Origin of the sequence: Listeria ivanovii subsp. ivanovii (assembly GCF_900187025.1) — a bacterium.
Taxonomy (GTDB): domain Bacteria; phylum Bacillota; class Bacilli; order Lactobacillales; family Listeriaceae; genus Listeria; species Listeria ivanovii.
This window is the reverse complement of sequence record NZ_LT906478.1, coordinates 408,698-432,519: the sequence shown is the minus strand read 5'-3', so window position 1 is coordinate 432,519 and position 23,822 is coordinate 408,698. Positions and strand designations below refer to the sequence as shown.

Genomic DNA, 23,822 nt, shown 5'->3' with positions numbered 1-23,822 from the left:
TTATAAATCAGGACTAATTATTAATCTAATGTATATTTTTCTATTTATCCATAGATTTTTTCTATGCAATCGAATACAATAGAGTTATGAAGGCATTCCGAGGAGGTTAAACAGATGAATTTGCGTCAATTATATTACTTTAAAAAACTAGCCGAAAAAGAACACTATACTATTGCTGCTGCTGAACTATCTATTACGCAGCCTAGCCTAAGCCACTCCATTGCTGAGTTAGAGCGCGAACTCGGTGTTTATTTATTTGAAAAACAAGGTCGCAATATTCGTTTAACTAAATATGGTCGCTTTTATTTAACTTATGTAGAAAAATCCCTTGCAGAACTGGAAAAAGGGGAAAAATTACTGCACGAATTAACGAGCCCTTCTCACGGGAATATTGATTTAGGCTTTATTTACACGATGGGTGCGCATACTGTTCCAGAATTAGTTCAAAATTTTACGAAATCAGAAGCACATAAAGATATTACATTTTCCTTTTATCAAGGAGCAACTAAATCGATTATTCCTGACTTAAAAAACGAAAAATTCGACCTAGCCATTTGCTCCTACGTCGAAAATGAACCCGATATTGAATTTTTACCATTAACCAAGCAAGAACTTGTGATTGTTGTCGCTGAAAATCACCCACTGGCGCAATATGACTCGATTGATTTGAAAGATACCGCTGATTATTCCTATATATTCTTTTCTGATACGAGTGGGCTTAGGCCTTTGATTAATTCGCTTTTTGAAGAAATAAATATTCAACCAAAAATTGCTTGCTATGTGGAAGAAGATACGGCGATGGTTGGCCTTGTAAGCATTGATTACGGTATTTCCATTATGCCAAAAATTTCTTCGCTGGCACATTATAACGTCAAAGTTTTATCTATCAATGAGCCTAAACACGATCGTTTCATCTATCTAGCAAGTCTGAAAAACCACTATATATCACCTACTTCCAAGGCTTTCAAAGATTTTTCCTTGCGCTATGGCAAGAAAAATTTCTTATAGAAAAAAGGAACAAAATCTAAATTCGAGATTTTGCTCCTTTTTTCATTAAAAGTAAATATTATCTGCTTCTGCGTCCGCATTAAACCTATAGTGTTCGCCAACCTTTTCCAAATATGGTAGATACTCCATATTTCCAATAAATTCAACTTCATCCGGTAAAACACCCGGTTTTGTGCAACCATTTAACGTTTCATAAAGCAACTCTGCTGAGAATGTTTCCGGCAAAAAGTCGCGAATCGCTGTAGTTAATAAAAATTCTTCTGTAATCGCATTAAATGCTTTTTTCAATATTTCTAAATGATCAAAAGCAAGTGGGAGTTCTAGTGCTTCGGTCATCGGAAAAAGACCAATATCCGCCGCATCATCCCCGGCCACACGTTTTTCTAAAGCTTCTGATGGAACAATCGCGTAAAAACACCGTGAAATAATCCAGCCTCGCGGATCCCTTCCTGGCTTATCAAATACACCAAAAGCAGTGAGTGGAATGTTAGTTAAACCCGTTTCTTCTTCCAATTCCCGTTTTGCTGCTTGATCAGCCGACTCATTTTCTTCAACAAATCCACCTGGAACAGCCCATTTCCCACCTTCGATATTCGGTTTACCTTCTGCATTCGTAGCCGCTCGTTTAATTAATAAAATATGTAATGTTGGTATCTGATTCAATTCTTTAATCGTTGTTAAAACCATATCGCTCGTATAACCGTCTGGTGTCCAAAATCCTTTGGCACTATAGTTTTTTAACGCATCTTCTTCTTTTACAAATTCTTCTGTCATCTCAATATTTACCTCCTTTAGCTGTTAATTATCTAATAATATAGTACCACAATTACCAACCACTTAAAATGCAAAAAACATACCAAGCATCTGTAAGTGATTTGTTATTATGTCTGTTATAAGCAATGCGACAAGAGAAATCTTATGGTATCAAACTGTTAGAAAAATTCCTAAGTAAAAGAGTACTTAAAATAAGATTACCTCCAAAATTAGTCTAGCTAGCAGTATTTCAGGCTCCGTTTCTCCTCTTTTTAATATGATTGAAAATTACAAATTGTATCCTAAAAATAGGAAGAAAACACTTTTTTTAGTCGTTCATGACAAGAATCGGACATCTCATTACATTCTTGGTTATACATTTATTTTTTATGATACACTTATTTTGAAAACTAGATTTTACATACAGGGAGAGAAATGTATTTATGAAAAAGATTTTTTAAAGAAATTGATGGTGCCAGTGCTTGTCGAATTTTTTGTAATAACTCCGATTGCACATGTCCCCGCAGCTGAATTTATTGTTAAAGATCAAAATCCCCCCAATAATTAAGGACGACCACTTGTAAAAAGTGCTAGCCTAGGGTATGAAAAATGGACGAAAGTATCGACAACAAGAAAGGTCTCAAAAGGATTTATAACTTGGCACCCTGGATGGAAAAATTATCAGTATAATATGTCTGTTAGCGTGAGTATTGTATATGGTAAATTTAGTATGTCTGTCTCGAAAGCTGGATCAAATGGACATATTATTAAGACGAATCCGAAAAAGTGGACAAGACCTGCAATATATGGCAATGTGGATGCGACAAAATGAACAGTGAAGAAATATAATAGTGCTGGAATATACACTGAATCAACAACAAAATATACAAGTACTGCTTCTAGTACATATATCAAAAGCCGTAATAAATAAAAGGAAAAGAGAGTTAATGGAATGAATAAAAAATGGTTAATATTAATATTGTCAGTAATAATTCTTTGTGCATTAGTATTCGGGGTAAAGTGGTTACTATTTAGAGACAACCTTGTGGAAATGATGCAAGTTGAGGATGTTTTATATATAGTGACGTATCAACCAGCAAAGAAAGAGGATGCTTTAGAGAAAATTGGTGAAGTAGAGCATAGAATTCGCCATTATCGAATACCAGATGAAAATTTCACTTCGAATTATTTAAGTGAAGGAACGGAACTTTATAAAGCAAAAAAGGGGGACGCTTATCCTAGAACTATTTTGTATAAAGAAGATGGTGAATACTACATTGCATCAGAAGCTATGGAACAACCTCAGCAGCAGCAATAGCAACTTCTGGTATTCACTGGTAAGCTTTTCAATAACAATCATTGAAAAGAGGCTGGGGCGAGACTAAAATTCAGCCATAAAAATCAAAAAATAGAAAAGCAAGAATCATTGTATAGAACCATTTCAAAAATGGGATAGACAAGATTCTTGCTTTTTCCATTCTAAAGGCTCTTTTGTCCCAGCCTTTTTATTAACAGATATATTTATTTCTGATGATTTTTATACCATTCTTCTGCTTTCGAAGTAGCGATTGGGATCGCACGGCTCTCAGGATATCCGTCTTTTAGTAAGGCATTTCCAATCTCAATGGCTTTTTCTCGTTCTGCTTTCTTTAAATTTTTCCATGAATCTGGATAATTATCATTTGTCCAAGGCATAGTCCTTCAGCTCCATTTCTTCTTAATTAATTGGGGCGCCACCTGTAATACCATAAACTTGGCCAGTAATATAGCTAGCTTCATCCGACGCAAGTAATACATAGACACTTGCTAATTCTGCTGGTTGTCCTGCACGTTGTAGTGGCTGATCTTGACCAAAGTCAGGGAGGCTATCTTGCGGCTGTCCTCCAGAAATTTGAAGAGCAGTCCAAATTGGTCCGGGGGCTACAGCATTGATACGAATACCTTTATCACCTAATTGCTCTGCTAGACTTTTAGTAATTGAAATCAAGCAACTTTTTGTCATCGCATAATCGACTAAGTGTGCACTTGGTTTAACACCTTGAATAGAACTAGTTAAAATAATACTTGCCCCTGCTCCTAAGTAGTTCAGTGCTTCTTGAATCGCAAAAACAACGGAAAAAACATTCACCTCAAATGTATCACGCAATTGAGTAGAAGATAATTTTTGAATATCTAGCTCATATTGTTGCATGCCAGCATTAAGTACGAGAATATCTAAGCCACCAAGCTCTTTAAAAGCTGTTTTTACTACTTCTTTTGCAAAAGTTTCATCTCGCAAATCTCCTGGTAGTAGAATACATTTACGCCCTGCACTTTCAACTATTTGTTTGACTTCTTGTGCGTCCACTTCTTCATCTGGATGATAATTAATCGCTACATCCGCACCCTCTCTTGCATAAGCAATAACAGCAGCTCGTCCAATCCCAGAGTCTCCTCCTGTGACAAAAGCTTTTTTACCAACTAATTTATTTGCGCCTTGGTACGTATTTTCTCCAGTATCTGGCACAGGTGTCATTTCGCTTTGTAATCCTGGATATGATTGTAATTGCTTTTCAAATTCCCCTGAATAATATTTGTTTAATGGATTTTCGTTTTTCATTTATATTTCCTCCTATTAGTTAGTTTTTTTAAGTTAAATTCGTGCTACATATCCCATCACCAAATATGCTACGAAAATAAATGCAATTGCCAAAATAATTATCCACCAGATATTATTACCTAATTTTCTTTTGATTTTCTTATTTCCCATTTTGTTGATCCACCTCTTTTTTTAAATCAGTAGTGTAATAATTATTAATTACAATGTAAATTCCCTAGTCTTTCGTAGCAAAACATAAAATACTTAATCGCAAACGTTTTGTATCCATCGTGAAATATCCGTTAACCAAATTTAATACAACAAAAAAGAAGACAAAAATTCGTCTTCTCTCCATCTAACTATTTATTATTTTTCGATAATTGTACGACCGTTATAAGTACCATCTGGGGAAATACGGTGTGACATCCGGTATTCTCCTGTTTCACTATCGCGACTCAAACCTGGTGCTGTTAGGCCTTTATGCGTACGACGCTTGTTTTTCTTCGCTTTGGACGTACGTCTAGCTGGAACTGCCATCTTGCTCGCCTCCTTAATTGTTACACTTGTACTATTGTAACGCTAAACCCACGAAACATCAATATTCCAAATCAGCTAAATCTTGCACCCATTCATTTAAAGGTCGACGTGGTTTTGGTTCGGGGATTTCTGCTAATGTCGTTAAATGCAGCGTTCCGATGATTTTTTGCTCGGAAGGAATACCTAAATCTGTTGCAAACTTGGCATCAAAAATAAATCTGTTTGTACGCCAAATCATACCAATACCAGCTTCCCATCCAAGTAATTGCATATTTTGAATAAAGGCACTTGTCGCTCCGATTGATTCAAAATCTTTCTTACCATGACCAATAATGTTCGTTGTCACGATTAATAAATATGGTGGTGTAATAATTTTTTTCGCATAGCCAGCTTTTAATTCTACTTTCTCCGCTTCGGAAAACTCTACGCCTTGTTCGCGCGCATTGAAGGCAATTATTTTTTCAATGTAACGTTCTTTTTCCTCGAGTGTATGCAGGACATATACATTCCAAGGTTCTACTTTACTATGAAAAGGCGCATATGCCGCTTGTTCTAAAATAGTGTCGATTGTTTCCCTTGAAATTGGCGTATCATTCGCTTTTTTTATGCTCCGACGTTCCATAATTGTATTTTTTATCATTTCCACCCCCCTTAAATGATAAAGGTTATCATTTAGAGGATTATAGCATGATTGATTGGTGAGTTGCTAGTAAAGGGGCTTTCAAAATAAAAAGCTTCAGCAATGTCACTGAAGCTCAGGTATTATATTATTTTCTATAAGAATTAAGTTAAAAGAATCATCCTTCTCTCCAATCATTCCAATAACTTAATTCTCCTTTTCCGTTCCCAGCAACAGAAACTGCTCTTACGCAAATTTGCGCTGACATTCCTTTAAATGGACCAACCGCATAACGAAATTTGGCACGAGCATATGCTTGCTTATCTTGAGAAACATAATTTGTTTTAGTGATAAAATTAATTTTCACAAGTGGATTGTAACTATATGTACAATACGCAGAAGATCCTGTTGTTTTACTAACTTTCCCACCGCTCACTTGATAAGAAACATCTAAATGTAGACCATACATATTAACGCCTAAAAGTTTATAGTTGAAGTTTTTCCCAACGTTTTTTCTAGTTGTTTTAGCTGCTGTTACAGTATTTACAAGTGAACTGTTCTCTACTTCAACCGTCATCTTTTTATTTAATTTATCTGGGTTATTTATTATTTCAACAAATTCTTTCTTTTTTTCATCACTTAAAGCGTTAAAAGTTTTCAGATTTTGGTTCGCAGTTATTCTTGTTCCCATATCTTTAGAGTTAGATTGACTTTCAAAAATCTTTATCACAGTTTGTTTTGTTACTTGGTTCTCGTCCTTAGTTTTTCCAGAAGTTGCATATACTATTTGCGGCATGTTCACAGGTATTGTTAGTAATACAATAATAAGTAAAACTGTTATTTTTTTCTTTATTCCCATTTCCATCTGCTCCTCTAGTTAAGATTGTGGAATTTTTTCTTAATTGGCAAAAGAGGCAAGGATACCAGCTGTTAATACAATAATAAAAACAATTTGTACACCTAAAGCTATGTAACCTATTGATTTAGATAGCTTATAATATACAGCATTTTTTGGCGGAGTTAGTAAAAGGACAACAAAAATAATACCTACTATCGGAATAATAAAAGCCAAGATAGAGAAAATAATTAATTTTGTCATATCAACACCAGTATAGGAGTCTAATTCTTGTTTCATTGCTTTAACAACCTCCTTTTCAGATTTTAACAAACTATCCAACGACACCTCATATAAATTACTTAAAGCAATTAAAGACATTACATCTGGATAATTCTTATCATTTTCCCAATTAGATACCGATTGTCTTGTAACATGAAGCTTCTCTGCAATTTGCGTTTGAGTAAAATCTCGGTTTTCTCGAAGTTCTTTTAATTTTGTACCAAAACTTTCCATATGTCCTCCTTTGTTTCATTTTCTCATATTCCAGTAAAATCTAAAGCAAGTATTTCTTGCAAAACCGAATGACAAATATATTTGCATCATTATTCTTCAAAATAATAGTTTTTCTGATGGTTTTAATGTTTAAATAGATTTATTTGGCTAAAGATGTCTTAAACATCTTTGTGTATGCTTAAATATTAAAATAAGAACATTTTTCAAGGCACATAGCATCTCTTATTTATTACTTTTTGAATATATCTACTTATTTGTATTTATCTTATTGACTACTTGAAAACTGTTAAATAATACTGTCTAAATTAAGTCATTAGACTGTATTCTGCCAAATAAATTTCATCACTAGATATAACATCAGCTAATTTTCTAATTTCATCCGAATCAATAAATTTACTTAAATCTAGTTTATATTCGGCTTTTAGCCATTCCTCATTAAAAATCTGTTTTGTTTCTTTATCACCTATGACTGAATTACAAAGTTGCACAAGCCTATTTTTACTTTGCTCTATGTAGACATTACTTAGTTTTGTATCTTCATTTAAGTTCTTAACCACTACACGTTGCATCCAAATCTCTAAATAATCGTTATAACTACTGTGAGAAAGCCTTTCATTAACCGAATTAATATAAGCAAATTTAATCTCAAAATCATTTTTAATTTCATTTTCAGTTTTACTTTCTAGATATTTCATTTCAAATGCTTCAAACTTGATTTTTTTTAATAGCGTAGATAGAAGTTTTACACCAATTTCAGTTATCTTTGGATTCTTCTTAATAATGTCTACCAAAATTGCTATTAATACTTCAACCTCTGTCCCTATATTTTTAAAATCTTTGTAATTCATGCCTAATAAGCGTTCTTCAAACTCATAAAGTGCTGCTATTAATTGTCCACTATTTGGATACAAATCTGAAAACACTTTAATAATTAATAAATGTTTTTGTAAGGTTGCTTGATAAGTCCTATTATGAAAATATTTCTTAAAAAATCTATTAAATGTAGCCACATTAAATTTTCTGCCTTTATATTCTTCTAGTGATTTCTTCATTAAATCTTTAGGTAAGCGATAAAATTTATCTGCAGTAAGTTTTATTACTGGATCATGTTCAATCCAATACATTTTATCTTCTTTTAAGCCACCACTAATTATATCAGTAATTTGAGATGTTTTTGATACCCCAAGGTTTAGCTTAAATCTCTGCAGCAGTATGACTAGCTCACGATTAATTGATGTAGAATCTTCTAGACGTTTGGTAAAAATGCGATAATCATCTCGATAACGCAAAATTTTAAAATCAATTTCACCATCAATCTTTTTTATAAGCTCATAATCAATGTAAGCTAATAATAATTCGGACATTAAATCTGAAATTACATTCCCTTGAGGTATTCCCACTGTCTCACCGTAGTTCATCCATTGAAATTTTTTATCACACTTATCTCCCATAAAAATCACTTATATCAAGCTTAAGCAAATAGTTATATCCTAAACTATACTTAATGGTTTCTTGCTCAATTGATTTCCAAAAGTTTAAAGCTAGTTCTTTTTTTATCCTCTTTTTTTCTTCTTCTGTTAAAAAATTAACATTTGAAAATTGCGAATATTTCTTTTTCCCTTCCGACAGATGTGTCTTAAAATCTAACTGGTCTTTTCCAAGTATTGAATTGGCACTCTCAAGCAAATAAAACAAGTTAAAATATTTGGGTAAATTTTGACTAAAATAGCTAGAAGGTTTCATGAAGAATTCTCGTGCTTGGTTATTATCCATTGATAAAATATTTATCTTTTTTTATTTTTCATCCTTACTTTCCCCACTCAACTCTATCTTCAACTGTTTAAATTATGTTTGAATAGAACAATGATAAATTTTATATCTATATCAGTCTAACAGTCTATTATTCTAAATTTAACAAATAATTTATTTCCAACGAGAAAACATTTACGAGCTAATATTAATTTCATTATAGCATATGGAAATAATCCATCGAAATTTAAAATTAGCATTAATACTTTTGAAACTATTACATTCTAATTTTGTCATAATAATCCACAAAAAACAAGCCGTCTACTAAACGACTTGTTTATAAATTTCTTATTTTTCTATAATCATAGGATTTTGCACATGAGCCACTTCATATCGAGCAATCTCATTTCCGACGATGCCTTTACGATCTTCTCTTTGTGCTCTGGAATCTTTTGTTCTACCATGTGCTTTTTTGAAGGAATCACTTTTCACCCAATTGCGTTGCGCTTCTTCGCTTTCCCACTTACTTGTGACAACTACTTCTTCGTAATCTTTGTCTTCTGGTTTGCCGTGCCAAAGTTCAAAACCTAGAAAACCTTCTACTTCAGCGATATCTTTTGTTGGGTGCCCATCTCCATTTTCACCAGTAAATTGACGGATAACATGCTCGGCTGCACCTTTTTCTACCTTAATCGTATTAGTTACAATAATCATTCTTAAATCCCCCTTGGATAATTGTATTGTATGTATAATAGGCTAGTTTCTTCCATTATATTGATAATGATTCTCAATGTCAATTTTAGGGAATGGGTTCGGAGTGGAATTTAAAAAGAACAAATTTCACAATTAAGGAAATTTGTTCTTTGGTTTGAATATCTTTAAATTCCTGAAATCACAAATTTTAATACTGGTCCTCCAGATTTCATTACTTTAAAAATGATTGATATTCTTTTTTAAACCAGGGCATTACTAATAAAGTACACGTATATCCAACGATGTTTAAAATTATGTCGTCAATATCAGAAACATTATTTGGATACTGAGTAACTAGATTTAGTATTCCCTGAATTACTTCAATAAACAACGATATACATAAAACAAGCATCAGATTATTTGAAATTGATATACTTCTATTTAGATTCATATAAACTGCAAGAGGCACTAATAAAAATAAGTTACCGAAAAATTGAATCATTATATGTATATTAATAATATTATTAATATAGAAAATAACCGTCTTAAATGGGATTAATTGTAAATAAGCTTCTAAAGGAAATGCTTCTTTCAATTCGCTTAAAGTTATTATATTAAGTGGTAACAAAACCACTTCAGTCAGTATAGCTAGGTATGCAACAAAAACAATATCAACAAAAGACTTTTTCTTATTGAATTTTGATTTTTTTATAAAAATTTTAATAAATAAACAAACTCATAAAAACAGATAATTATTAGAGTTATAGGTAATGAAGTAGGTATAGTAGTCATGTAAGTATGGCTCCATTTCTCTTTTTATATTATATTGCTTATGATACTATATTAACATACAAAAATACAAAAAAAATGGGGAATTCATCATGAAAAAGCTAGCTTTTAGTATTCTTTTAACTTCAGTTCTATTACTCCCAATTACAGCGTTTGCAGCAGGATCATTTAGTTCATCATATTCTTTTTATAGAGGAGTTTATTCTAAGTCATTCAATTCGTCTAAAGGGAATGGTAATTACGTGACCACTACTCCTAAACAATGGGCTCAAAAGAGCAAAATAAATATTTATTTGCAAAGAAAATCTGGATTGGTCTGGGTATCAGGTGAAGATAAGTCTTCTTGGAATTATGCTTATAAAAGAGATACTTGTTCTTCAATAAAGTCACTCAACTCTGGAACTCATCGTTTTTATTTAAGAGCAGCATCTCTACCTAACACCACAAAAGAATATAAGGGAGATATTAGTGTGTTTTACAATAACTAAAATTAATTTTTAGCGTTAAATTATAATATAGTATCATAACAAAAAAAGAAGCAAAAATCAGTTTTCTGATTTTTGCTTCTTTTTAAGATAGTTCTAGAAATTAAATTACTAGTCTTTTTCAACCACTGGAATCCAAACTTCGGAATAATAATCAGTGGCAGTCGTATCGCCTTCTGTATATACTTCTAATTCTGGAGCGTTTCCATGCGTGTAGTTGCATGCTTGGAACCATTGGCTGTAAATGTATCCCCACACTTTTTGAATGGAGCTTGGTAGTGGGCCAACTGATTTGAAGATGGCCCATTTGCTTGCTGGGATGGTTAGTTTTTCCATATCTTCTGGTGGAGTGAGTTCGGATTCAATCGCGATATAATAGTCCATTTTGTCGCCGTTCCTTTGGCAGACGCCTAAAATACCGTCAATTGTAGCGAATTCAGCTAATTCGTTGATTCGTTCTGCGTCGCCATTTGCGTTTGCTTCTTGCCAAAATTGGCTGATTTTTTCTTTTTGTGCATCATTTTCAACCGAAAAAGTTCGTTTTTTTCCAATAGCTGTAAAAGCATTTCGTTCGACAATTTCTACTTCCATGATTTTTGTCCTCCTTCAATTGCTTTAGGTACCTTTAGTATAAACAAAAACTACCCAATCTCCAAACGGAAACTGGATAGTTCAACTATTATTCTTCCGTGGCTGCTTGTTTTTGTTTCATTCGTTCACGTATACCAACGCGTTTAATTTGTTTACTGCGAAGTTGTCCGCATGCTGCATCAATATCTGTTCCATGTTCACGACGAATCACGCAATTAATACCGTTTTTCTTTAAAGTGTCATAAAAAGCAAGGACATCTTCTTTGGTGCTTCGTTCATAATCAATATGCTCATCCACCGGGTTATACGGAATCAAGTTGACATATGCCAGATGACGGTGCTCTCCAAGAAGTGCGGCTAATTCAAGCGCTTCTTTTTTATGATCATTGACACCTTTTAGCATAATATATTCAAAGGTGATACGACGGTTCGTTTTTTCAACATAGTAGTGAATAGCTTCCATGAGTTTTTCAATTGAATAGGTTTTGTTAATGCGCATAATGCTCGTCCGAAGTTCGTTATTCGGCGCATGAAGTGAAATCGCTAAATTAACTTGAAAATCTTCATTTGCAAAATCAATAATTCTTGGAGCGAGACCACTTGTTGATACAGTGATATGTCTTGCACCAATTGCGAGTCCTTTATCATGATTAATCACTCGTAAGAAATCCATCACGTTATCATAGTTATCGAATGGTTCACCAATCCCCATAACAACCACATGACTCACGCGCTCTTCCAACTGGCGACCATCTAAATAATGTTGCACGTTCATAATCTGCTCAACAATTTCTCCAGCAGTTAAATCACGACTTTTCTTCAGTAGTCCACTTGCGCAAAAAGTACAGCCAATATTACAGCCAACTTGGGTCGTTACACAAACAGACAAGCCATATTCTTGTTTCATCATAACTGTTTCGATTAAATTACCGTCACTAAGTTTAAATAAATATTTCGTTGTACCATCAGTCGATTCTTGTACCACTTGCTCTTCTAAAGTGTTCATGACAAAATTTGCCATTAATAGCTCAATTGTCTCTTTTGGAACATTCGTCATTTCTTCAAAAGTTTTAACGCGTTTTCTATAAAGCCAGTCCCATACTTGTGTCGCGCGGAACTTCTTTTGGCCGTGCGCTTCTAACCATTCCGTTAATTTTGTCCATGTTAATCCATAAATGGAGCTCTTTTCCATTGTTCAGCCTCTTTTCAGGTCTTGTTTTTCGTCTATAAAGATTATAGCTGTTTTGTCGTTCACAAGCAATGCTATTTCGGAAATAGCTTGTTTCATTTTTTGTTCACCTTAAATAGTTAAAGCCTAATTTCTGTGACAAATTTAAAAATTCGTGCACAATCATCTATTCAATAAAACGATTCCTTTTCAATGTACAGAGTATTAATGAAGGAGATAATTGTACTTGTTTTAAAAAAATCGCCTTCTAACTAATAAAGTTAAAAGACGATTTTTTTATGATTACTAGCTGAAAATCAGATACAAAATCTTAAAAATTACAGCATTCCTTTAATTACTTTAAAAAGGTCCATTCCCATTTCCGTTTCATTTTTATGTACTTTTAATGTTAGCGGTGCAGAGAAAGAAGTGTTTTGTGCCACCACTGTATTGCCATCAACACCAATTTTTAAGTCGAAATCTCGATCCAATGTGCCAGCTGTCTCGATAGAAACATACTTCAATGCCTTCAAGGGGAAAAATTTATATTCCACTTTCTTCCCTGTTAGACCTTGTGCATCTACATTAAAAATTCCTTTGGATGTAATAATTAATTCATCTCTTACAAATTTAAAAACTCGAATAACCTTTTCATCTTCATCTAAAAACCGCTCAATTCCATATGAAGATTCGGTAACAACAGAAGCTTTTCCCATTAACTTATCAAACATTAAACTCATCCTTTTTTGATATATTTTTCTATTACAATCCTCACTAAATCAAAATTCTAATAAATAAGAAAAAAGCGAAAACTACATAGTGACACCCTTTTTAGACAATTCTCATTATATCATATAAATTCAGCTTAATCTATGCCCCTTTCCGTTCCAGCACAATATTCTAGCGCAAAAAAACAGAAGTTCCCACATGTTAAATAATGAGAACTTCTGTTTTTGTTGTCTAAACGTAACTATATTATCTAAACATGGTTTGGGTTGCTTTTGCTAAAACTTTTGGGTTACGGTTGTGCGGTGTAACAGGGCAGATTTTTTTATCAATATCAAGTAATGTATACACGGCAATTCTAGCTGCACGAACGGAATATTCTTCTGTAAATACCATATCTTGTGGAATTTCTACAAATTGACTAATCATCGCAAAATTGGTACTGCCTTCTGGAACAACAGCCGGACGATCACTCATTGCACGTGGTTCAAATTGAGCATCGATGTAAGGCATATAACAAGGAATCACATTAACAATATCCGCTTTAATTTCTTCCCAATCATCTTGCCAATTCAAGTGGCATATCAATTCATATAAAATTTCTTCTCCTGTACATTCTTTCATTGGTTTCTTCACGAAATCGCCAACCCGATCAGGATACAGTCCATATCCCCAGAAAATAGTAGTATTCGCATCTTGCGCTTTAAAATGTGGTTGAGCCGCAACAACAGTACTCATAAGCCAATTCGAATCTTTGAATGTCATTAGTGCACCACTTCCGGGAATATTTCCTGTGAAGCGTTCGATTCGGTTTAGTAATTTATCGCCATTACAAGTGACTGTGAAGCTTTGCCAATTCGTTTCTTCTTCATGGCCGAAGAATGGTTCTGGATTTCCAAGATTCGGTTTCTTTTGTGCAACTTTATACCACAACTCTCCAGAAATCGGTTTTTCTTCTGGTTTTGGTGCTGGCGTATTCATATCCCCAAGTGTGGCACTATCAGTCATACAAGCATTTGTCATAATCACATCATCATCTGGTCCTAGATTAATCACTGTACCATCCGATAAATGAAGCGCAGTAGCCGTAATTCCGGGTGCATCTTTAAAATCAATATCTTCTACCGTTTGATTAATCGTGAAATCAACATGATGTTTATCTAAAAATGTTTTCAATGGTAAAATTAAGCTTTCATATTGGTTTAGCGGCGTTCTAGTAACACCTTCCAGCGTATCAATCCGACTAAATTCTAACATCATCCGGTTCATATAACGTCTAAACTCAAACAAACTGCTCCATTTTTGGAAAGCAAAAGTGGTTTGCCACATATACCAAAAATTCGTTTCAAAAAAGTGTTCGTCAAACCAATCACGAATCGTTAAGTGATCCAACTTTTCTTCTGGAGTAGCAAGGAGTTTAGTCATTAACATCCGGTCATTATTATTAAACCCCATCGAATGCGCATCCAAAATATTACGGTCTTTATCAACCAGTCTCGCTTGCGCATGGGTTGGATGTAAGTGGTCAAAGTTCAAAATTTCTTCTGTAACACTGAAATTCGGCATATCAAGCGAAGGAATGCTACTAAATAAATCCCAAAAATTTTCGTATGTTTCTTCATTAAGCATCCGTCCGCCGCGACAGACAAAGCCCTTATCTACGCTACCTGCTCCGTCATTACTTCCGCCTAGAATATGCATGCCTTCAATAATATGAATATTTTTCCCATCAAAATTAGCATCTCGAATTAAATAAACCGCGCCCGCCAGACTAGCAATCCCACCACCAACGAAATATACTTGTTTATCACCATAATAGCGCGCTTGAATCGCTTCATCCACTAAGCGTTCTTTTTCAACAGCCTTTTGTTCAGAAATTTTCTTTGCAACGACTGAAGCTCCAATTGCAGCTCCAGTTAGAGCGACTACTGTACGTTTTTTATTTTTCATCACTATCTCCTCCAATTTCTTGATAGAGATAGTATACCGCTCCTCTCGCATTTTTAATCTGAGCAAAATAGTCTTTCTGTCGGACTTTTAGACAAATCAGCTATATTGTCTAGTTTTCTTCTTGATACATTCTACTCGCTAAAAATTCAGTATCTTTTGCTAGACGGAAAAACTGATTCGCAATTGTTTCCGGCGCTTCTTTTAACCCTCGCGAAATCCAAGTAACTAACACCCCTGAACACCCATACGAAAAAAACTCCGCATAAAAGATCCGGTCACTCATCTTTACAGTTGCATTCGTATCCAGTTTTTCAAATAAATCCATAAACAATGAACAAGTCAACTTAGAGAATGAACGCGTGAGAATACTCGCATCTGCGGAAACTGTATTTTTATAAAAATTGGCATTTAATTTCATCGATTCCAGCATTTTTAGTACATGATTATCCCAGTTTTCCAGCGTTATTCCATCCGCCAAGCAGTGAAAAACGTCATTTTCATAGGTCCATCTTAGTAAATCGTATTTATCGGTAAAATGGTAATAAAAAGTTTGCCTATTTAGCCCACAAATATTGGTTATATCGGTAATACTAATTTTTTCGAAGCGTTTATTTTGGCATAATTCCATTAATCCACTTGCAATTGCATTTTTGGTGATTAGTGATTCCGCCATGGCCGTTGTCGCCTCCTGGTTTGTTGGTTTGGGTTTATTGTATACTATTTCGAATGGCTATGGCTAGGGAAAACGTGAAAAGATTTCATTCTTACGTTATACTTGAAAGGGAGGTGCGAACATGAAAATTACGAATGAACTTTACGGAACTTTTGAGATTGAAAGTGTGCTGGAAGAATTAATTTCAAGTCCTTCTGTCGCTAGGCTTGGGGAAATACATCAAGGCGGTGCTAGCTATCTAGTAAACCCGTTTTGGAACGTTACGAGATTAGAGCATTCGATTGGTGTGATGCTTTTTATTCGGCGTTTTGGTGGTTCTTTAGAGGAACAGATCGCAGGTTTACTTCATGATGTATCACATACTGCCTTTTCTCATGCTGCTGACTACGCACTTGAACTAGAAAAAGAAGATTATCATGAACAAATTTTTGAAGAATTTGTTAAAAACTCGACTATTCCAAGCATTTTGGGAAAATATGGTTTTTCTTATGAAGAAATTTTAGCAGATATTTCGAAATGGACTATTTTAGAGCAAGATGCCCCTGAACTTTGTGCGGATCGGATTGATTATACATTGCTTGATTGTTATCGCCATGGGAAAATTAGTTTGGCAGAAGTGGAGTGTTTTTTGGAAAGCTTAGTTATTATAAATGGACACGTTTATTTAACGGATGTAACTATCGCGGAATGGTTTGTAAAGCAATATTATGCGGAAGTAATTGATTATTTTTACGATCCGCGGAATGTGTATGCCCATGAGGTTCTGGCTGACGCACTTCGCATAGCTTTGCAGCAGAAAACAATAACAGTAGCGGATTTTCAATTAACGGATGGTAAGTTGCTTGCTAAATTGAAGCAAAATCCCGAAGTTAACGAGAAAATCCAGTTGCTTTCGAGTGAGGTTTGCTTCGAAGAGAATGATTTGGATTACACGTTTCATCAAAAGAAAAAAGCGCGACTAATTAATCCATCGGTTTGGGTGGATGGCTTGCTTATTCCAGTTGGAGATATTTCTAAAAAGGTCCGCGAAATGAATCAACTCGCAGCCAAAAAAAGTGCATCTGGTATTTATCTGAAAGTAATATCTAAAAAAAAGAAATCAATCTAATGGACTGATTTCTTTTTGGAGTGATATTTTTTCATTAAAGAAAGTGTTTCTTTTAATGGGGTACATTTGCATATCTGTTTGTCCACATAATTTATAGCTATTATCAGTTATTTTCCACCTTTTGAAACAATGTATTCTAACAAGCGGGATTCTTTAAAAGCACTTATCACTGTCTTATCAAATATTTCTTCATCTGTTTTTGGTTCAAACTCATGATATATTTCCAATCCTGCATTACCTTTTGTTAGTTCTTGCCCTATTCCATCATCATGGCGAACAAAAATTACTTCTTCACCGATTTGTCTTGCGGTTTATATTAAGGTTTTGACTATTGAGGTAAAAGCTTCATTCTTACTAATTATTTTTAAATAGAGCGCGACGACACAGCAAGATCAGTGACTTTTAAATTGTTAATAGAAAAGCCTATAAAGTCGTTAACTTGCATATAACCTTTTAAAGATACTGGAAAAGTTCTTTGAATGTTTATACATTATATACGAGCAACTCTTTGTTAGCTATTGGCAACTTGATTAGTGAGTTTAGACCTTACTAGTCAAGGCTTTATCACTTGATTACCAGTCATGTGATAAAGTGCCTTTTTTATTTTTTTAATTGCGTTCCTTTAACTTCTGTAACTTCAATTGTTTCATTATTTTTGTTTACAAACTCAACTTCATAGATTTCATTTTCTGAATCTAATATCATCAAGATTACACCTTTAGTTCCTGTGATAACTTTTTCATTTAAGTCTACAGAGCTATATACAATATCATATTCTTTAAACATACATATTCACCTACTTTTTAGTCGGAATTGATGTAACTAATCTAACAATCCCATCATTATTTTTTATCCACACAAACTCTACATCAATAATCTTTCCATTAACACCTTTGATTGGAATAATCTGACTATATTTTGTTCCATACTCTGTTACTGCCGTTTGAACAGCTTTTGATTTATCAAAGATAATTTGGCTATTTAATTGCTGGCTATTATTTTTATTAAAGCCAAGTGCTTTTTCAAACCAACTGGCTTTTGATCCTCCAACGGGGTGTTCTTTGTTTAAAAGGTAGCCATCTAATTTAGAATTAATACTTTCTTGCGTCAGCTTAGTATTTCCAGTCCCACTGGCTTTCTTAGGTATGATGACTTTATTCCTCGCTGCCGCAATCCCAAATCCTAAACTTAATGTCATATCCATTAAGCCGGCATCATCCATTGCGTCTTTCATGCTCGCGACATAGGCGGAAGTTTTTAATATCCCTGCATTAGCTCCGGATACTTTTTGGCCGTTTAAGTAGTTTACGCCATCTTTCCAGGCATCGTTTACTTTGCGTTCGAGTTCTTCGCCGGAAAGTTCCGTGTACAGGATTGGGTTTAGTTCCTCGCCATGTTCTTCGAGGTAGTCTTGTAATTCCTTGTTTCTTGCCCGTTTTCCGTCTTTTTCAAGCAACCACATCGTGACGGTTTTGCCTTGGTCATTAACATAAGTATACGCTAACAAGCTGTAATCCTCCAACCCATCTAGATAGGAATCTTTGTCATTTTCTGTTCGTGCTGTATCTAAGGCTTTTTTCATTAATTGTAAATTATTCATTGTGTTAGTTGGTATTGAGTAATTGCCTGTTTTATCGTTAAAGGTCACATTATGTAGCAATTCTTGCACGGCTCGTCCGGTCGCGTGAATGAGTTCAGCCAAGGCACTGAAAAATTGGCTATGACTTTGTTCGAAATCCAAGTATCTTTCTAGAATGTTCTCGTTTCTATTGCCTTGAGTAATTGCGTATGGACACTTCTTGATTTCACGACATAGACTTGTTGCATGTCTGGTTTGGTGTTGGGCGCGGTTAATTGTCGGTGTAAGTCTTCTTCTTTTCGTTGTAGCTCGCCAACTTTCTCCATTGCTTCTTGTAAGACTTCTGCATCGATCCGAGCTGAAGGTGAACTATCTACTTGGGCACCAAACTCGCGGATGTATTGGGCTAGGCGTTCTTCGGTTTCGTCGAGTGCTTCGAGTATGCTTTTGGTGATGCTTGAGTAGGTACTGGAAAAATAGCGTTTCGATGTGGTGACTGCTTCCCCTTTTAGGCTGTTGTCTTGGGCATATTCCGTAGTTGCTTCCTTAATTTTTTCGACCATTTCTTTGGCTGCTGCATTGCTACTGCGCAAACCGTGGAGAAAATCATTTAGTTCGGCAATATCTATCCGGCTCATGTTCTCCACTCCTTTTGCAAGGTGGCTTGTTTTGTTTCTAGATTGTGGAGTTGGGCTTTATTTTCTTGTAATTCCGCGTCTAATTCGGTTCTTTTTGCCTGAAGGTCTTTTTTCCATACTTGGGATTCTTCGTGTTGCTTTTCTTCTAAGTAACGATGGAAACCACTCGCTTCTTCCCCTTGCCAGCCAGTAAGCAAGGATTCCAGTAAGGCTAACTTTTCTTGTTCGAATCTGGTCACGTCTTCTTCTAACCAGTCTTGTTCGTTTTGTTTTCTTCTCGTTTGTTCGAGGTGATTTTCTATATTTGTTTGGGCTTTTTTGACTTGTTGTAGTTGTTGTTCTATCTGGCTGTGGGCCGCATCCATTTAGCGTACCTCCAGCTGACTGATTTTCTTCGCGACACTTTTATCTTGTTTGTTATAAGCTTTTCCCATTTTTTCTAATCGGGCGGCATCTTGCTTTGCGACTTGTTGAAAACCTTCCATGACATCCACTAAGTCAATCAGTGCGGACCTAAGTTGATTAATAGAATTGGCTCGTGAATAAGCGATATTCCCATTTTTTAGTGGTAAATAGTTCCCGTTACTGGCGCTTTCCAGTTGGTTGGCGTGTTTTTGGAAAGTTGCTGTTTTTACTTTGATTTCACTCATTTTAGCGCTTCCTTTCTGTGTATATTTCTGTTTTTAGTATAGCATTATTACGGTCAAGGATTTGTGAGCATTTTGTGAATATTCGCGCTAATAAAGTAGTTTTTTATTCGTATTTTTGTATCAAAAAAACACCTCCAATTTACTTTTCTAAATTGGAAGTGCTATTTTTAAACCAAATTTCCGACAACTTTCACTCGTAACCTTGTAGCGTTGCCTGGATGATAAGCAAGTGGAATTTCTTCTACTTCTACGACTTCAATCGTGTCTGTAACAGCTCCAGCAAGACTTGCTTGTTCTCTTGCTTTTTGTTCTGCATCTTGCAAAGCTTCTTCGCGTGCGATTTGCGAATAGATGTAAATTTGCTCATATTGTCCGCTGATTTGTGAAATGGATGCACCGATTGCATTTGCGACTGGACCGTTTTTATCACGGAAAATGGATGCTACACCTGTGATTTCGTCAGGGATAATCACGCTTCCACCACCAACTAAAACAAGATTCACGTTACTCGAGCTCGTTTTCATTTTATCAATCGCGTCTTCCGTCATATGAGCGATTTTCTCATATGCTTTTTCAGCAAAATCGGTTGGAATATGTGCGACTAATTTCGCGTCACCAATATCTGCCATTCCTAGACGAACGGCGATATCCGTAGTTGTTAATGTTTTTCCACCAAAAACGAGTGCTTCTTCAGAAATCCGGTAACCGACGCTATCTGGACCAATTGTGATTTCGCCATCATTTTCGCGAACAATACTACCGCCGCCAAGACCAATCGAAATAATATCTGGCATTCTAAAATTAGTTCTTACTCCGCCAACATCAACCGCCAGTGAAGACTCACGAGGAAAACCGTCTGTAAGTACTCCGATATCCGAAGTTGTACCACCAACATCAAGTACCATCGCATCCTTCAATCCGGCTAAATAGGATGCGCCGCGGATACTATTTGTCGGTCCACAAGCGATTGTTAAAATTGGGAATTGTCTTGCATAATTCAGCGACATCAATGTTCCGTCATTTTGGCACAAATAGATTTCTGCATGTTCAATTCCTTCTTGCTCGAGTGCTTTCTCAAAACCATTACTAGTTGCCGCAATAACTTTGAAGAGAGCTGCATTTAAGATAGTTGCATTTTCACGTTCAATTAGCCCCACGGAACCAACTGTCGATGAAATAGAAACGGGGATATCTGCGCCTAGTTCTTCTGCGATAATTTGTTGAACTGCTAATTCTTGGTCATTTTTTAAAGAAGAGAAGACACCCACGACAGCAACAGATTCAACCATCCCTTTCCACGCTGTTAAAGTGGCACGAATTTCTATTTCGTTAATTTCGGATAGCACTTGACCATCGTACTCGTAGCCACCGCCTGTTAATTTGTATTTTCCAGATAAAAAACTCACCATATCTTCTGGCCATGCTGTGTAAGGTAAAACGGACGCTGTCGCTGGATATCCTAAACGAAGAACGCCCACTTTTGCCAACTTTTTACGTTCGACAATTGCATTGGTACATTGCGTTGTTCCAAGCATTGCATGTGTTACTTTCGAGCGATCAATTCCTGTTTCATTTAAAACGCGGTGTAATGATTCGGTAATTCCTGTTTCAATATCTTCACTTGTTGGCATTTTGACACTATGAATGAGTTTTTGATTTTCATCTAAAATAACTGCATCTGTGTTTGTACCACCAACGTCAATCCCAATTTTATACATGGCGGCGCTCCTCCTTTTGAACAAGTTCTTCTAATGGTTCAAAATCAACATCATAACCAAAATAGCGTGGTCCAACTGTTTCGATACCTTTTTCTGTCCGCCAAGCATCATCGGCTGGAAGTGCCATCACGCGGACACGTTTGCCGTATTTCAGGGCTTCGGTTGTGACCGGCATTAGTGTTTCCAGATCCACCATACAAATTAAATCTGGGGTAATCGCTATTGGTTCTCCATTTTTCTCCGCTACTAGATTTTCGTTTTGAAAATGAACGATGACTTCGTTTTCCGCATCTTTATTTAACCCATCAATTCTTACCCGACCAAAGTTAAAGCCGGCGCGCGTTTCACGAACGACATCGGTAATCTTACCTTCAAATAAATGATAGCCTTTCGTTACATTTAAAAGTTTCTGTAGTTTTTCGGCTTCATCAAGTGAAGTTTCGCGGATAACTTTACCAATTTCTTCGGAAAGTGTCACAATATGTTTAATACTACTTTGTTTAATTTGTGCACCGTCACAAGGGTACAAACTTACAAGTGAACTCGCGCCCATTTCAACAGTAGTAACTCGTGCAAGCCGTTCAGTCCATTTGTTATCAATCGTTTCCATAATTCCAATATTACCTTTTTCGTCTGTAATCGCCATTGGTGTTGCTGATATTCCGTCTAAATGGAAAGTTACCATTTGCAGTTCTGGAAAAGCGCGTCCCATCCCATCACAATCGATTAGTGGCAAGCCTAGTTGAGCCGCCACAACAATTGGAATCATCGAGTTAACTCCACCTGCTTCCATTGGAAATGTTCCTTTGACTTCTTTGCCTAAATATTTTCCTAACTTTTCAAAAACGCGGACAAACTCGTCGCCTTTAGGGAATTTTTCAATAAGAACAGAAGGCGCACCCATCATCGCTGCTGGAATGAAATAATCATCATCGGCAATTTCTTCTGGAGATAAAAGTTTCACTGGACCATATTTTTTAATTGCAGTGAGTGCCATCATTTTGCCAATGTAAGGATCTCCTCCGCCACCAGTTCCTAAAAAAGCAGCCCCAATCGAAATATTTTCAATCGCTTGTTCATCTAAGTAACGCATTTATTTCCCCTCCAAATTTTCTACATTGTTCGTTTTGCTACTTAATACTTTTGCTCCAATTAAATAAACAGCGAGCGACAAGATAATTCCAATTAACGGTTGGTTTGGTAATTGCGGTAGCGACGGGAAAAATGTCAAGATGACAGGAATTCCTGCAATTACTGCACCAACTAACCAAGCACTTACACCAAGCCAGTTGACGCCCGAAACAGGTGCCCATTTCGATTTGTCCCCTTTTTGAACGATCCAGTACGATGCAATCATAACTCCCGCAACCGGTGGAACCATCGCCGAAAGTACGGACATAATTGGAACAAAATGATTAAGAATACCAATTACCGCTAGCAAAGTTCCTAGTCCACCTGCTGCCGCAACAGCTACTTTATGATATTTTTCCGGGATATTAAAAACGTTGATAATCGCAATCCCGCCAGAAAAGGCATTAACTGCATTTGTTGTCCAAGCTGCTAGTATCAGACCAATAATTCCAAGTACTGGCAAGCCTAGATTCGTAAATACAACCGAAATATCTGCTGTTCCTGCAGTTAATGCAAGAATCGCCCCAACAGCAATCATCAGTACACCTGATGGCAAAATCCCAACAATTGCTGCTTTCACAACATCTTTACGCGATTTTGTGTACTGCGAATAATCTCCCGCAATAACTGCTCCTAATGCAAATGAACCAATCGTAATTGCCAGCCCCGTCATAAACGACATACTGCCAGCTGGCTTATAATTTTGAACAACCGCCAGTCCGCCGTCATTAAGTGAAACAATCAACCCGTAAATACAAACAAATAGTAAAATCGGAACGGCAATATAATTCAAAATGCTCAAAATCCGAATTCCATAAATTGCCGAAAGTAGCATAATAATTCCCCAAATCAAGGAAGAAACAGGTACTGGTAAGTTAATGCCATAAATACCTAGAAACTGGGAAAATGCTGCGCCGCAAACGTTGGCTTGAATCCCAAACCAACCAAGACACGCAATCGCTAAAATAATCGAAATAATTTTTTTAGAACCTTGCTCCCCAAAAACTTGAGATGCCACGCTTACTGCCGGAATTCCTAAGTCACTACTTTGCATTCCTTGATATATCATAAATAAGACAATAACGCCGTATCCTATAAGTGCTATTAAAATCGTTTCCCAAAGAGACATACCCGAAATAAGTGTTCCCCCAACTAGGAGACTCGGTACGCAAATCATTGCGCCTGTCCATACAAATGCCAAACTTTGCCAAGATTGTGTTTGTTGCTCTGTTTTTTTCGTTGTCATGTTATTTCGCCCCTTTTTATTGAAATAGTTATATTAATGACTAATTATATAAGAACTAGGTATCATTTGTATTTATCAGAAT

The 23,822-nt window shown here is 35.7% G+C and carries 27 protein-coding genes and 1 pseudogene; 4 read left to right on the top strand and 24 right to left on the bottom strand.

The annotated features are described in order from the left end of the window. Positions 1 to 114: 114 nt before the first annotated feature. Positions 115 to 1,008 carry a LysR family transcriptional regulator gene (locus CKV67_RS02075; protein ID WP_014091918.1) on the top strand — a complete coding sequence of 298 codons (894 nt, stop codon included), beginning with the start codon at positions 115 to 117 and terminating at the stop codon, positions 1,006 to 1,008. Positions 1,009 to 1,053: 45 nt separating this feature from the next. On the opposite strand, the gene CKV67_RS02070 is transcribed toward CKV67_RS02075, so the two are convergent. Beyond that, positions 1,054 to 1,782, bottom strand: a complete 729-nt coding sequence (locus CKV67_RS02070; RefSeq protein ID WP_025279752.1) for an NUDIX domain-containing protein — start codon at positions 1,780 to 1,782, stop codon at positions 1,054 to 1,056. A 931-nt stretch (positions 1,783 to 2,713) separates the two neighbouring features. On the opposite strand from CKV67_RS02070, the gene CKV67_RS02060 reads away from it, so the two are divergent. Next, the gene (locus CKV67_RS02060; RefSeq protein WP_025279750.1) at positions 2,714 to 3,079 is read left to right on the top strand and encodes a hypothetical protein; all 366 of its coding nucleotides are present in this window, start codon (positions 2,714 to 2,716) and stop codon (positions 3,077 to 3,079) included. A 203-nt stretch (positions 3,080 to 3,282) separates the two neighbouring features. Here CKV67_RS02060 and CKV67_RS02055 read toward each other — a convergent pair whose 3' ends face one another. The 10 genes from CKV67_RS02055 to CKV67_RS02010 all read right to left on the bottom strand — a co-directional run bounded on the left by CKV67_RS02055 (position 3,283) and on the right by CKV67_RS02010 (position 9,922). After that, on the bottom strand, positions 3,283 to 3,456 hold the full coding sequence (locus CKV67_RS02055; RefSeq protein ID WP_014091915.1) for a DUF2188 domain-containing protein: 174 nt from the start codon (positions 3,454 to 3,456) through the stop codon (positions 3,283 to 3,285). Positions 3,457 to 3,478: 22 nt separating this feature from the next. Next, positions 3,479 to 4,360, bottom strand: a complete 882-nt coding sequence (locus CKV67_RS02050) for an SDR family oxidoreductase (protein ID WP_025279749.1) — start codon at positions 4,358 to 4,360, stop codon at positions 3,479 to 3,481. Positions 4,361 to 4,705: 345 nt separating this feature from the next. Then, positions 4,706 to 4,876 (bottom strand): 50S ribosomal protein L32, encoded by a 171-nt coding sequence (rpmF, locus tag CKV67_RS02045; RefSeq protein WP_003745576.1) that lies wholly within the window; start codon positions 4,874 to 4,876, stop codon positions 4,706 to 4,708. 58 nt (positions 4,877 to 4,934) lie between these two features. Further along, on the bottom strand, positions 4,935 to 5,516 hold the full coding sequence (locus CKV67_RS02035) for a nitroreductase family protein (protein WP_014091913.1): 582 nt from the start codon (positions 5,514 to 5,516) through the stop codon (positions 4,935 to 4,937). 157 nt (positions 5,517 to 5,673) lie between these two features. After that, entirely contained in the window at positions 5,674 to 6,354 is a 681-nt protein-coding gene (locus CKV67_RS02030) for a hypothetical protein (RefSeq protein WP_014091912.1), read from the bottom strand. A gap of 39 nt (positions 6,355 to 6,393) precedes the next feature. Next, positions 6,394 to 6,846 (bottom strand): helix-turn-helix domain-containing protein, encoded by a 453-nt coding sequence (locus CKV67_RS02025; protein WP_014091911.1) that lies wholly within the window; start codon positions 6,844 to 6,846, stop codon positions 6,394 to 6,396. A 305-nt stretch (positions 6,847 to 7,151) separates the two neighbouring features. Beyond that, positions 7,152 to 8,297, bottom strand: coding sequence for an RNA-directed DNA polymerase (locus CKV67_RS02020; RefSeq protein WP_231923524.1), 1,146 nt, complete (start codon positions 8,295 to 8,297; stop codon positions 7,152 to 7,154). Next, on the bottom strand, positions 8,287 to 8,589 hold the full coding sequence (locus tag CKV67_RS14725) for a hypothetical protein (RefSeq protein ID WP_231845380.1): 303 nt from the start codon (positions 8,587 to 8,589) through the stop codon (positions 8,287 to 8,289). Before CKV67_RS14725 ends, CKV67_RS02020 begins: the two co-directional genes overlap by 11 nt. A gap of 354 nt (positions 8,590 to 8,943) precedes the next feature. Continuing rightward, positions 8,944 to 9,309 carry a heme oxygenase IsdG gene (gene isdG / locus CKV67_RS02015; RefSeq protein ID WP_014091909.1) on the bottom strand — a complete coding sequence of 122 codons (366 nt, stop codon included), beginning with the start codon at positions 9,307 to 9,309 and terminating at the stop codon, positions 8,944 to 8,946. A gap of 211 nt (positions 9,310 to 9,520) precedes the next feature. Continuing rightward, complete coding sequence (locus CKV67_RS02010; protein WP_231845379.1) at positions 9,521 to 9,922, bottom strand: VanZ family protein; 402 nt, start codon at positions 9,920 to 9,922, stop codon at positions 9,521 to 9,523. A gap of 247 nt (positions 9,923 to 10,169) precedes the next feature. Here CKV67_RS02010 and CKV67_RS02005 point away from each other — a divergent pair, with 247 nt between their 5' ends. Continuing rightward, the gene (locus CKV67_RS02005) at positions 10,170 to 10,565 is read left to right on the top strand and encodes a hypothetical protein (RefSeq protein WP_014091908.1); all 396 of its coding nucleotides are present in this window, start codon (positions 10,170 to 10,172) and stop codon (positions 10,563 to 10,565) included. A 108-nt stretch (positions 10,566 to 10,673) separates the two neighbouring features. Here CKV67_RS02005 and CKV67_RS02000 read toward each other — a convergent pair whose 3' ends face one another. The 5 genes from CKV67_RS02000 to CKV67_RS01980 form a co-directional block, all read right to left on the bottom strand. Then, complete coding sequence (locus CKV67_RS02000; protein WP_014091907.1) at positions 10,674 to 11,153, bottom strand: GyrI-like domain-containing protein; 480 nt, start codon at positions 11,151 to 11,153, stop codon at positions 10,674 to 10,676. 88 nt (positions 11,154 to 11,241) lie between these two features. Further along, the gene (gene rlmN, locus CKV67_RS01995; RefSeq protein ID WP_014091906.1) at positions 11,242 to 12,345 is read right to left on the bottom strand and encodes a dual-specificity RNA methyltransferase RlmN; all 1,104 of its coding nucleotides are present in this window, start codon (positions 12,343 to 12,345) and stop codon (positions 11,242 to 11,244) included. 314 nt (positions 12,346 to 12,659) lie between these two features. Next, positions 12,660 to 13,052, bottom strand: coding sequence for a PH domain-containing protein (locus CKV67_RS01990; protein WP_014091905.1), 393 nt, complete (start codon positions 13,050 to 13,052; stop codon positions 12,660 to 12,662). 244 nt (positions 13,053 to 13,296) lie between these two features. Continuing rightward, a complete protein-coding gene (locus tag CKV67_RS01985) occupies positions 13,297 to 14,997 on the bottom strand; it encodes an oleate hydratase (RefSeq protein ID WP_014091904.1) in 1,701 nt (566 codons plus the stop codon). Between the two features lie 109 nt (positions 14,998 to 15,106). Continuing rightward, on the bottom strand, positions 15,107 to 15,670 hold the full coding sequence (locus tag CKV67_RS01980) for a TetR/AcrR family transcriptional regulator (RefSeq protein WP_014091903.1): 564 nt from the start codon (positions 15,668 to 15,670) through the stop codon (positions 15,107 to 15,109). Positions 15,671 to 15,791: 121 nt separating this feature from the next. On the opposite strand from CKV67_RS01980, the gene CKV67_RS01975 reads away from it, so the two are divergent. Then, positions 15,792 to 16,778: an HD domain-containing protein gene (locus CKV67_RS01975; protein ID WP_014091902.1), complete on the top strand. Its 987-nt coding sequence runs from the start codon at positions 15,792 to 15,794 to the stop codon at positions 16,776 to 16,778. A gap of 107 nt (positions 16,779 to 16,885) precedes the next feature. Here the strand turns inward: CKV67_RS01975 and CKV67_RS14950 are convergent, their stop codons facing one another. The 8 genes and pseudogenes from CKV67_RS14950 to CKV67_RS01935 form a co-directional block, all read right to left on the bottom strand. Continuing rightward, positions 16,886 to 17,077, bottom strand: coding sequence for an isochorismatase family protein (locus CKV67_RS14950; RefSeq protein WP_077905824.1), 192 nt, complete (start codon positions 17,075 to 17,077; stop codon positions 16,886 to 16,888). Positions 17,078 to 17,378: 301 nt separating this feature from the next. Continuing rightward, on the bottom strand, positions 17,379 to 17,564 hold the full coding sequence (locus tag CKV67_RS01965; protein ID WP_014091901.1) for a DUF4926 domain-containing protein: 186 nt from the start codon (positions 17,562 to 17,564) through the stop codon (positions 17,379 to 17,381). Between the two features lie 10 nt (positions 17,565 to 17,574). Continuing rightward, positions 17,575 to 18,995 (bottom strand): annotated as a pseudogene (locus CKV67_RS01960) (T7SS effector LXG polymorphic toxin). Continuing rightward, entirely contained in the window at positions 18,992 to 19,360 is a 369-nt protein-coding gene (locus CKV67_RS01955; protein WP_014091900.1) for a hypothetical protein, read from the bottom strand. Before CKV67_RS01955 ends, CKV67_RS01960 begins: the two are co-directional and overlap by 4 nt. Continuing rightward, positions 19,361 to 19,645 carry a DUF3130 domain-containing protein gene (locus tag CKV67_RS01950; protein WP_014091899.1) on the bottom strand — a complete coding sequence of 95 codons (285 nt, stop codon included), beginning with the start codon at positions 19,643 to 19,645 and terminating at the stop codon, positions 19,361 to 19,363. It abuts the gene before it with no gap. Positions 19,646 to 19,812: 167 nt separating this feature from the next. Beyond that, complete coding sequence (locus tag CKV67_RS01945) at positions 19,813 to 21,363, bottom strand: hydantoinase/oxoprolinase N-terminal domain-containing protein (protein ID WP_014091898.1); 1,551 nt, start codon at positions 21,361 to 21,363, stop codon at positions 19,813 to 19,815. Next, positions 21,356 to 22,456 carry an S-methyl thiohydantoin desulfurase family protein gene (locus CKV67_RS01940; RefSeq protein ID WP_014091897.1) on the bottom strand — a complete coding sequence of 367 codons (1,101 nt, stop codon included), beginning with the start codon at positions 22,454 to 22,456 and terminating at the stop codon, positions 21,356 to 21,358. Before CKV67_RS01940 ends, CKV67_RS01945 begins: the two co-directional genes overlap by 8 nt. After that, entirely contained in the window at positions 22,457 to 23,740 is a 1,284-nt protein-coding gene (locus CKV67_RS01935; protein ID WP_025279748.1) for a cytosine permease, read from the bottom strand. Positions 23,741 to 23,822 lie beyond the last annotated feature (82 nt).

Bases quoted from the DNA above. Each gene is read 5' to 3' on its own strand.
- CKV67_RS01985 (WP_014091904.1), bottom strand. From the start codon at position 14,997: ATGAAAAATAAAAAACGTACAGTAGTCGCTCTAACTGGAGCTGCAATT.
- CKV67_RS01975 (WP_014091902.1), top strand. From the start codon at position 15,792: ATGAAAATTACGAATGAACTTTACGGAACTTTTGAGATTGAAAGTGTG.
- CKV67_RS01955 (WP_014091900.1), bottom strand. From the start codon at position 19,360: ATGGATGCGGCCCACAGCCAGATAGAACAACAACTACAACAAGTCAAA.
- CKV67_RS02055 (WP_014091915.1), bottom strand. From the start codon at position 3,456: ATGCCTTGGACAAATGATAATTATCCAGATTCATGGAAAAATTTAAAG.
- CKV67_RS02025 (WP_014091911.1), bottom strand. From the start codon at position 6,846: ATGGAAAGTTTTGGTACAAAATTAAAAGAACTTCGAGAAAACCGAGAT.
- isdG (WP_014091909.1), bottom strand. From the start codon at position 9,309: ATGATTATTGTAACTAATACGATTAAGGTAGAAAAAGGTGCAGCCGAG.
- CKV67_RS01935 (WP_025279748.1), bottom strand. From the start codon at position 23,740: ATGACAACGAAAAAAACAGAGCAACAAACACAATCTTGGCAAAGTTTG.
- CKV67_RS02070 (WP_025279752.1), bottom strand. From the start codon at position 1,782: ATGACAGAAGAATTTGTAAAAGAAGAAGATGCGTTAAAAAACTATAGT.
- CKV67_RS14725 (WP_231845380.1), bottom strand. From the start codon at position 8,589: ATGAAACCTTCTAGCTATTTTAGTCAAAATTTACCCAAATATTTTAAC.
- CKV67_RS01965 (WP_014091901.1), bottom strand. From the start codon at position 17,564: ATGTTTAAAGAATATGATATTGTATATAGCTCTGTAGACTTAAATGAA.
- CKV67_RS02050 (WP_025279749.1), bottom strand. From the start codon at position 4,360: ATGAAAAACGAAAATCCATTAAACAAATATTATTCAGGGGAATTTGAA.
- CKV67_RS02005 (WP_014091908.1), top strand. From the start codon at position 10,170: ATGAAAAAGCTAGCTTTTAGTATTCTTTTAACTTCAGTTCTATTACTC.
- CKV67_RS02035 (WP_014091913.1), bottom strand. From the start codon at position 5,516: ATGATAAAAAATACAATTATGGAACGTCGGAGCATAAAAAAAGCGAAT.
- CKV67_RS01940 (WP_014091897.1), bottom strand. From the start codon at position 22,456: ATGCGTTACTTAGATGAACAAGCGATTGAAAATATTTCGATTGGGGCT.
- CKV67_RS01990 (WP_014091905.1), bottom strand. From the start codon at position 13,052: ATGTTTGATAAGTTAATGGGAAAAGCTTCTGTTGTTACCGAATCTTCA.
- CKV67_RS02020 (WP_231923524.1), bottom strand. From the start codon at position 8,297: ATGGGAGATAAGTGTGATAAAAAATTTCAATGGATGAACTACGGTGAG.
- rlmN (WP_014091906.1), bottom strand. From the start codon at position 12,345: ATGGAAAAGAGCTCCATTTATGGATTAACATGGACAAAATTAACGGAA.
- CKV67_RS02000 (WP_014091907.1), bottom strand. From the start codon at position 11,153: ATGGAAGTAGAAATTGTCGAACGAAATGCTTTTACAGCTATTGGAAAA.
- CKV67_RS02075 (WP_014091918.1), top strand. From the start codon at position 115: ATGAATTTGCGTCAATTATATTACTTTAAAAAACTAGCCGAAAAAGAA.
- CKV67_RS01980 (WP_014091903.1), bottom strand. From the start codon at position 15,670: ATGGCGGAATCACTAATCACCAAAAATGCAATTGCAAGTGGATTAATG.
- CKV67_RS01950 (WP_014091899.1), bottom strand. From the start codon at position 19,645: ATGAGTGAAATCAAAGTAAAAACAGCAACTTTCCAAAAACACGCCAAC.
- rpmF (WP_003745576.1), bottom strand. From the start codon at position 4,876: ATGGCAGTTCCAGCTAGACGTACGTCCAAAGCGAAGAAAAACAAGCGT.
- CKV67_RS02060 (WP_025279750.1), top strand. From the start codon at position 2,714: ATGAATAAAAAATGGTTAATATTAATATTGTCAGTAATAATTCTTTGT.
- CKV67_RS01945 (WP_014091898.1), bottom strand. From the start codon at position 21,363: ATGTATAAAATTGGGATTGACGTTGGTGGTACAAACACAGATGCAGTT.
- CKV67_RS02030 (WP_014091912.1), bottom strand. From the start codon at position 6,354: ATGGGAATAAAGAAAAAAATAACAGTTTTACTTATTATTGTATTACTA.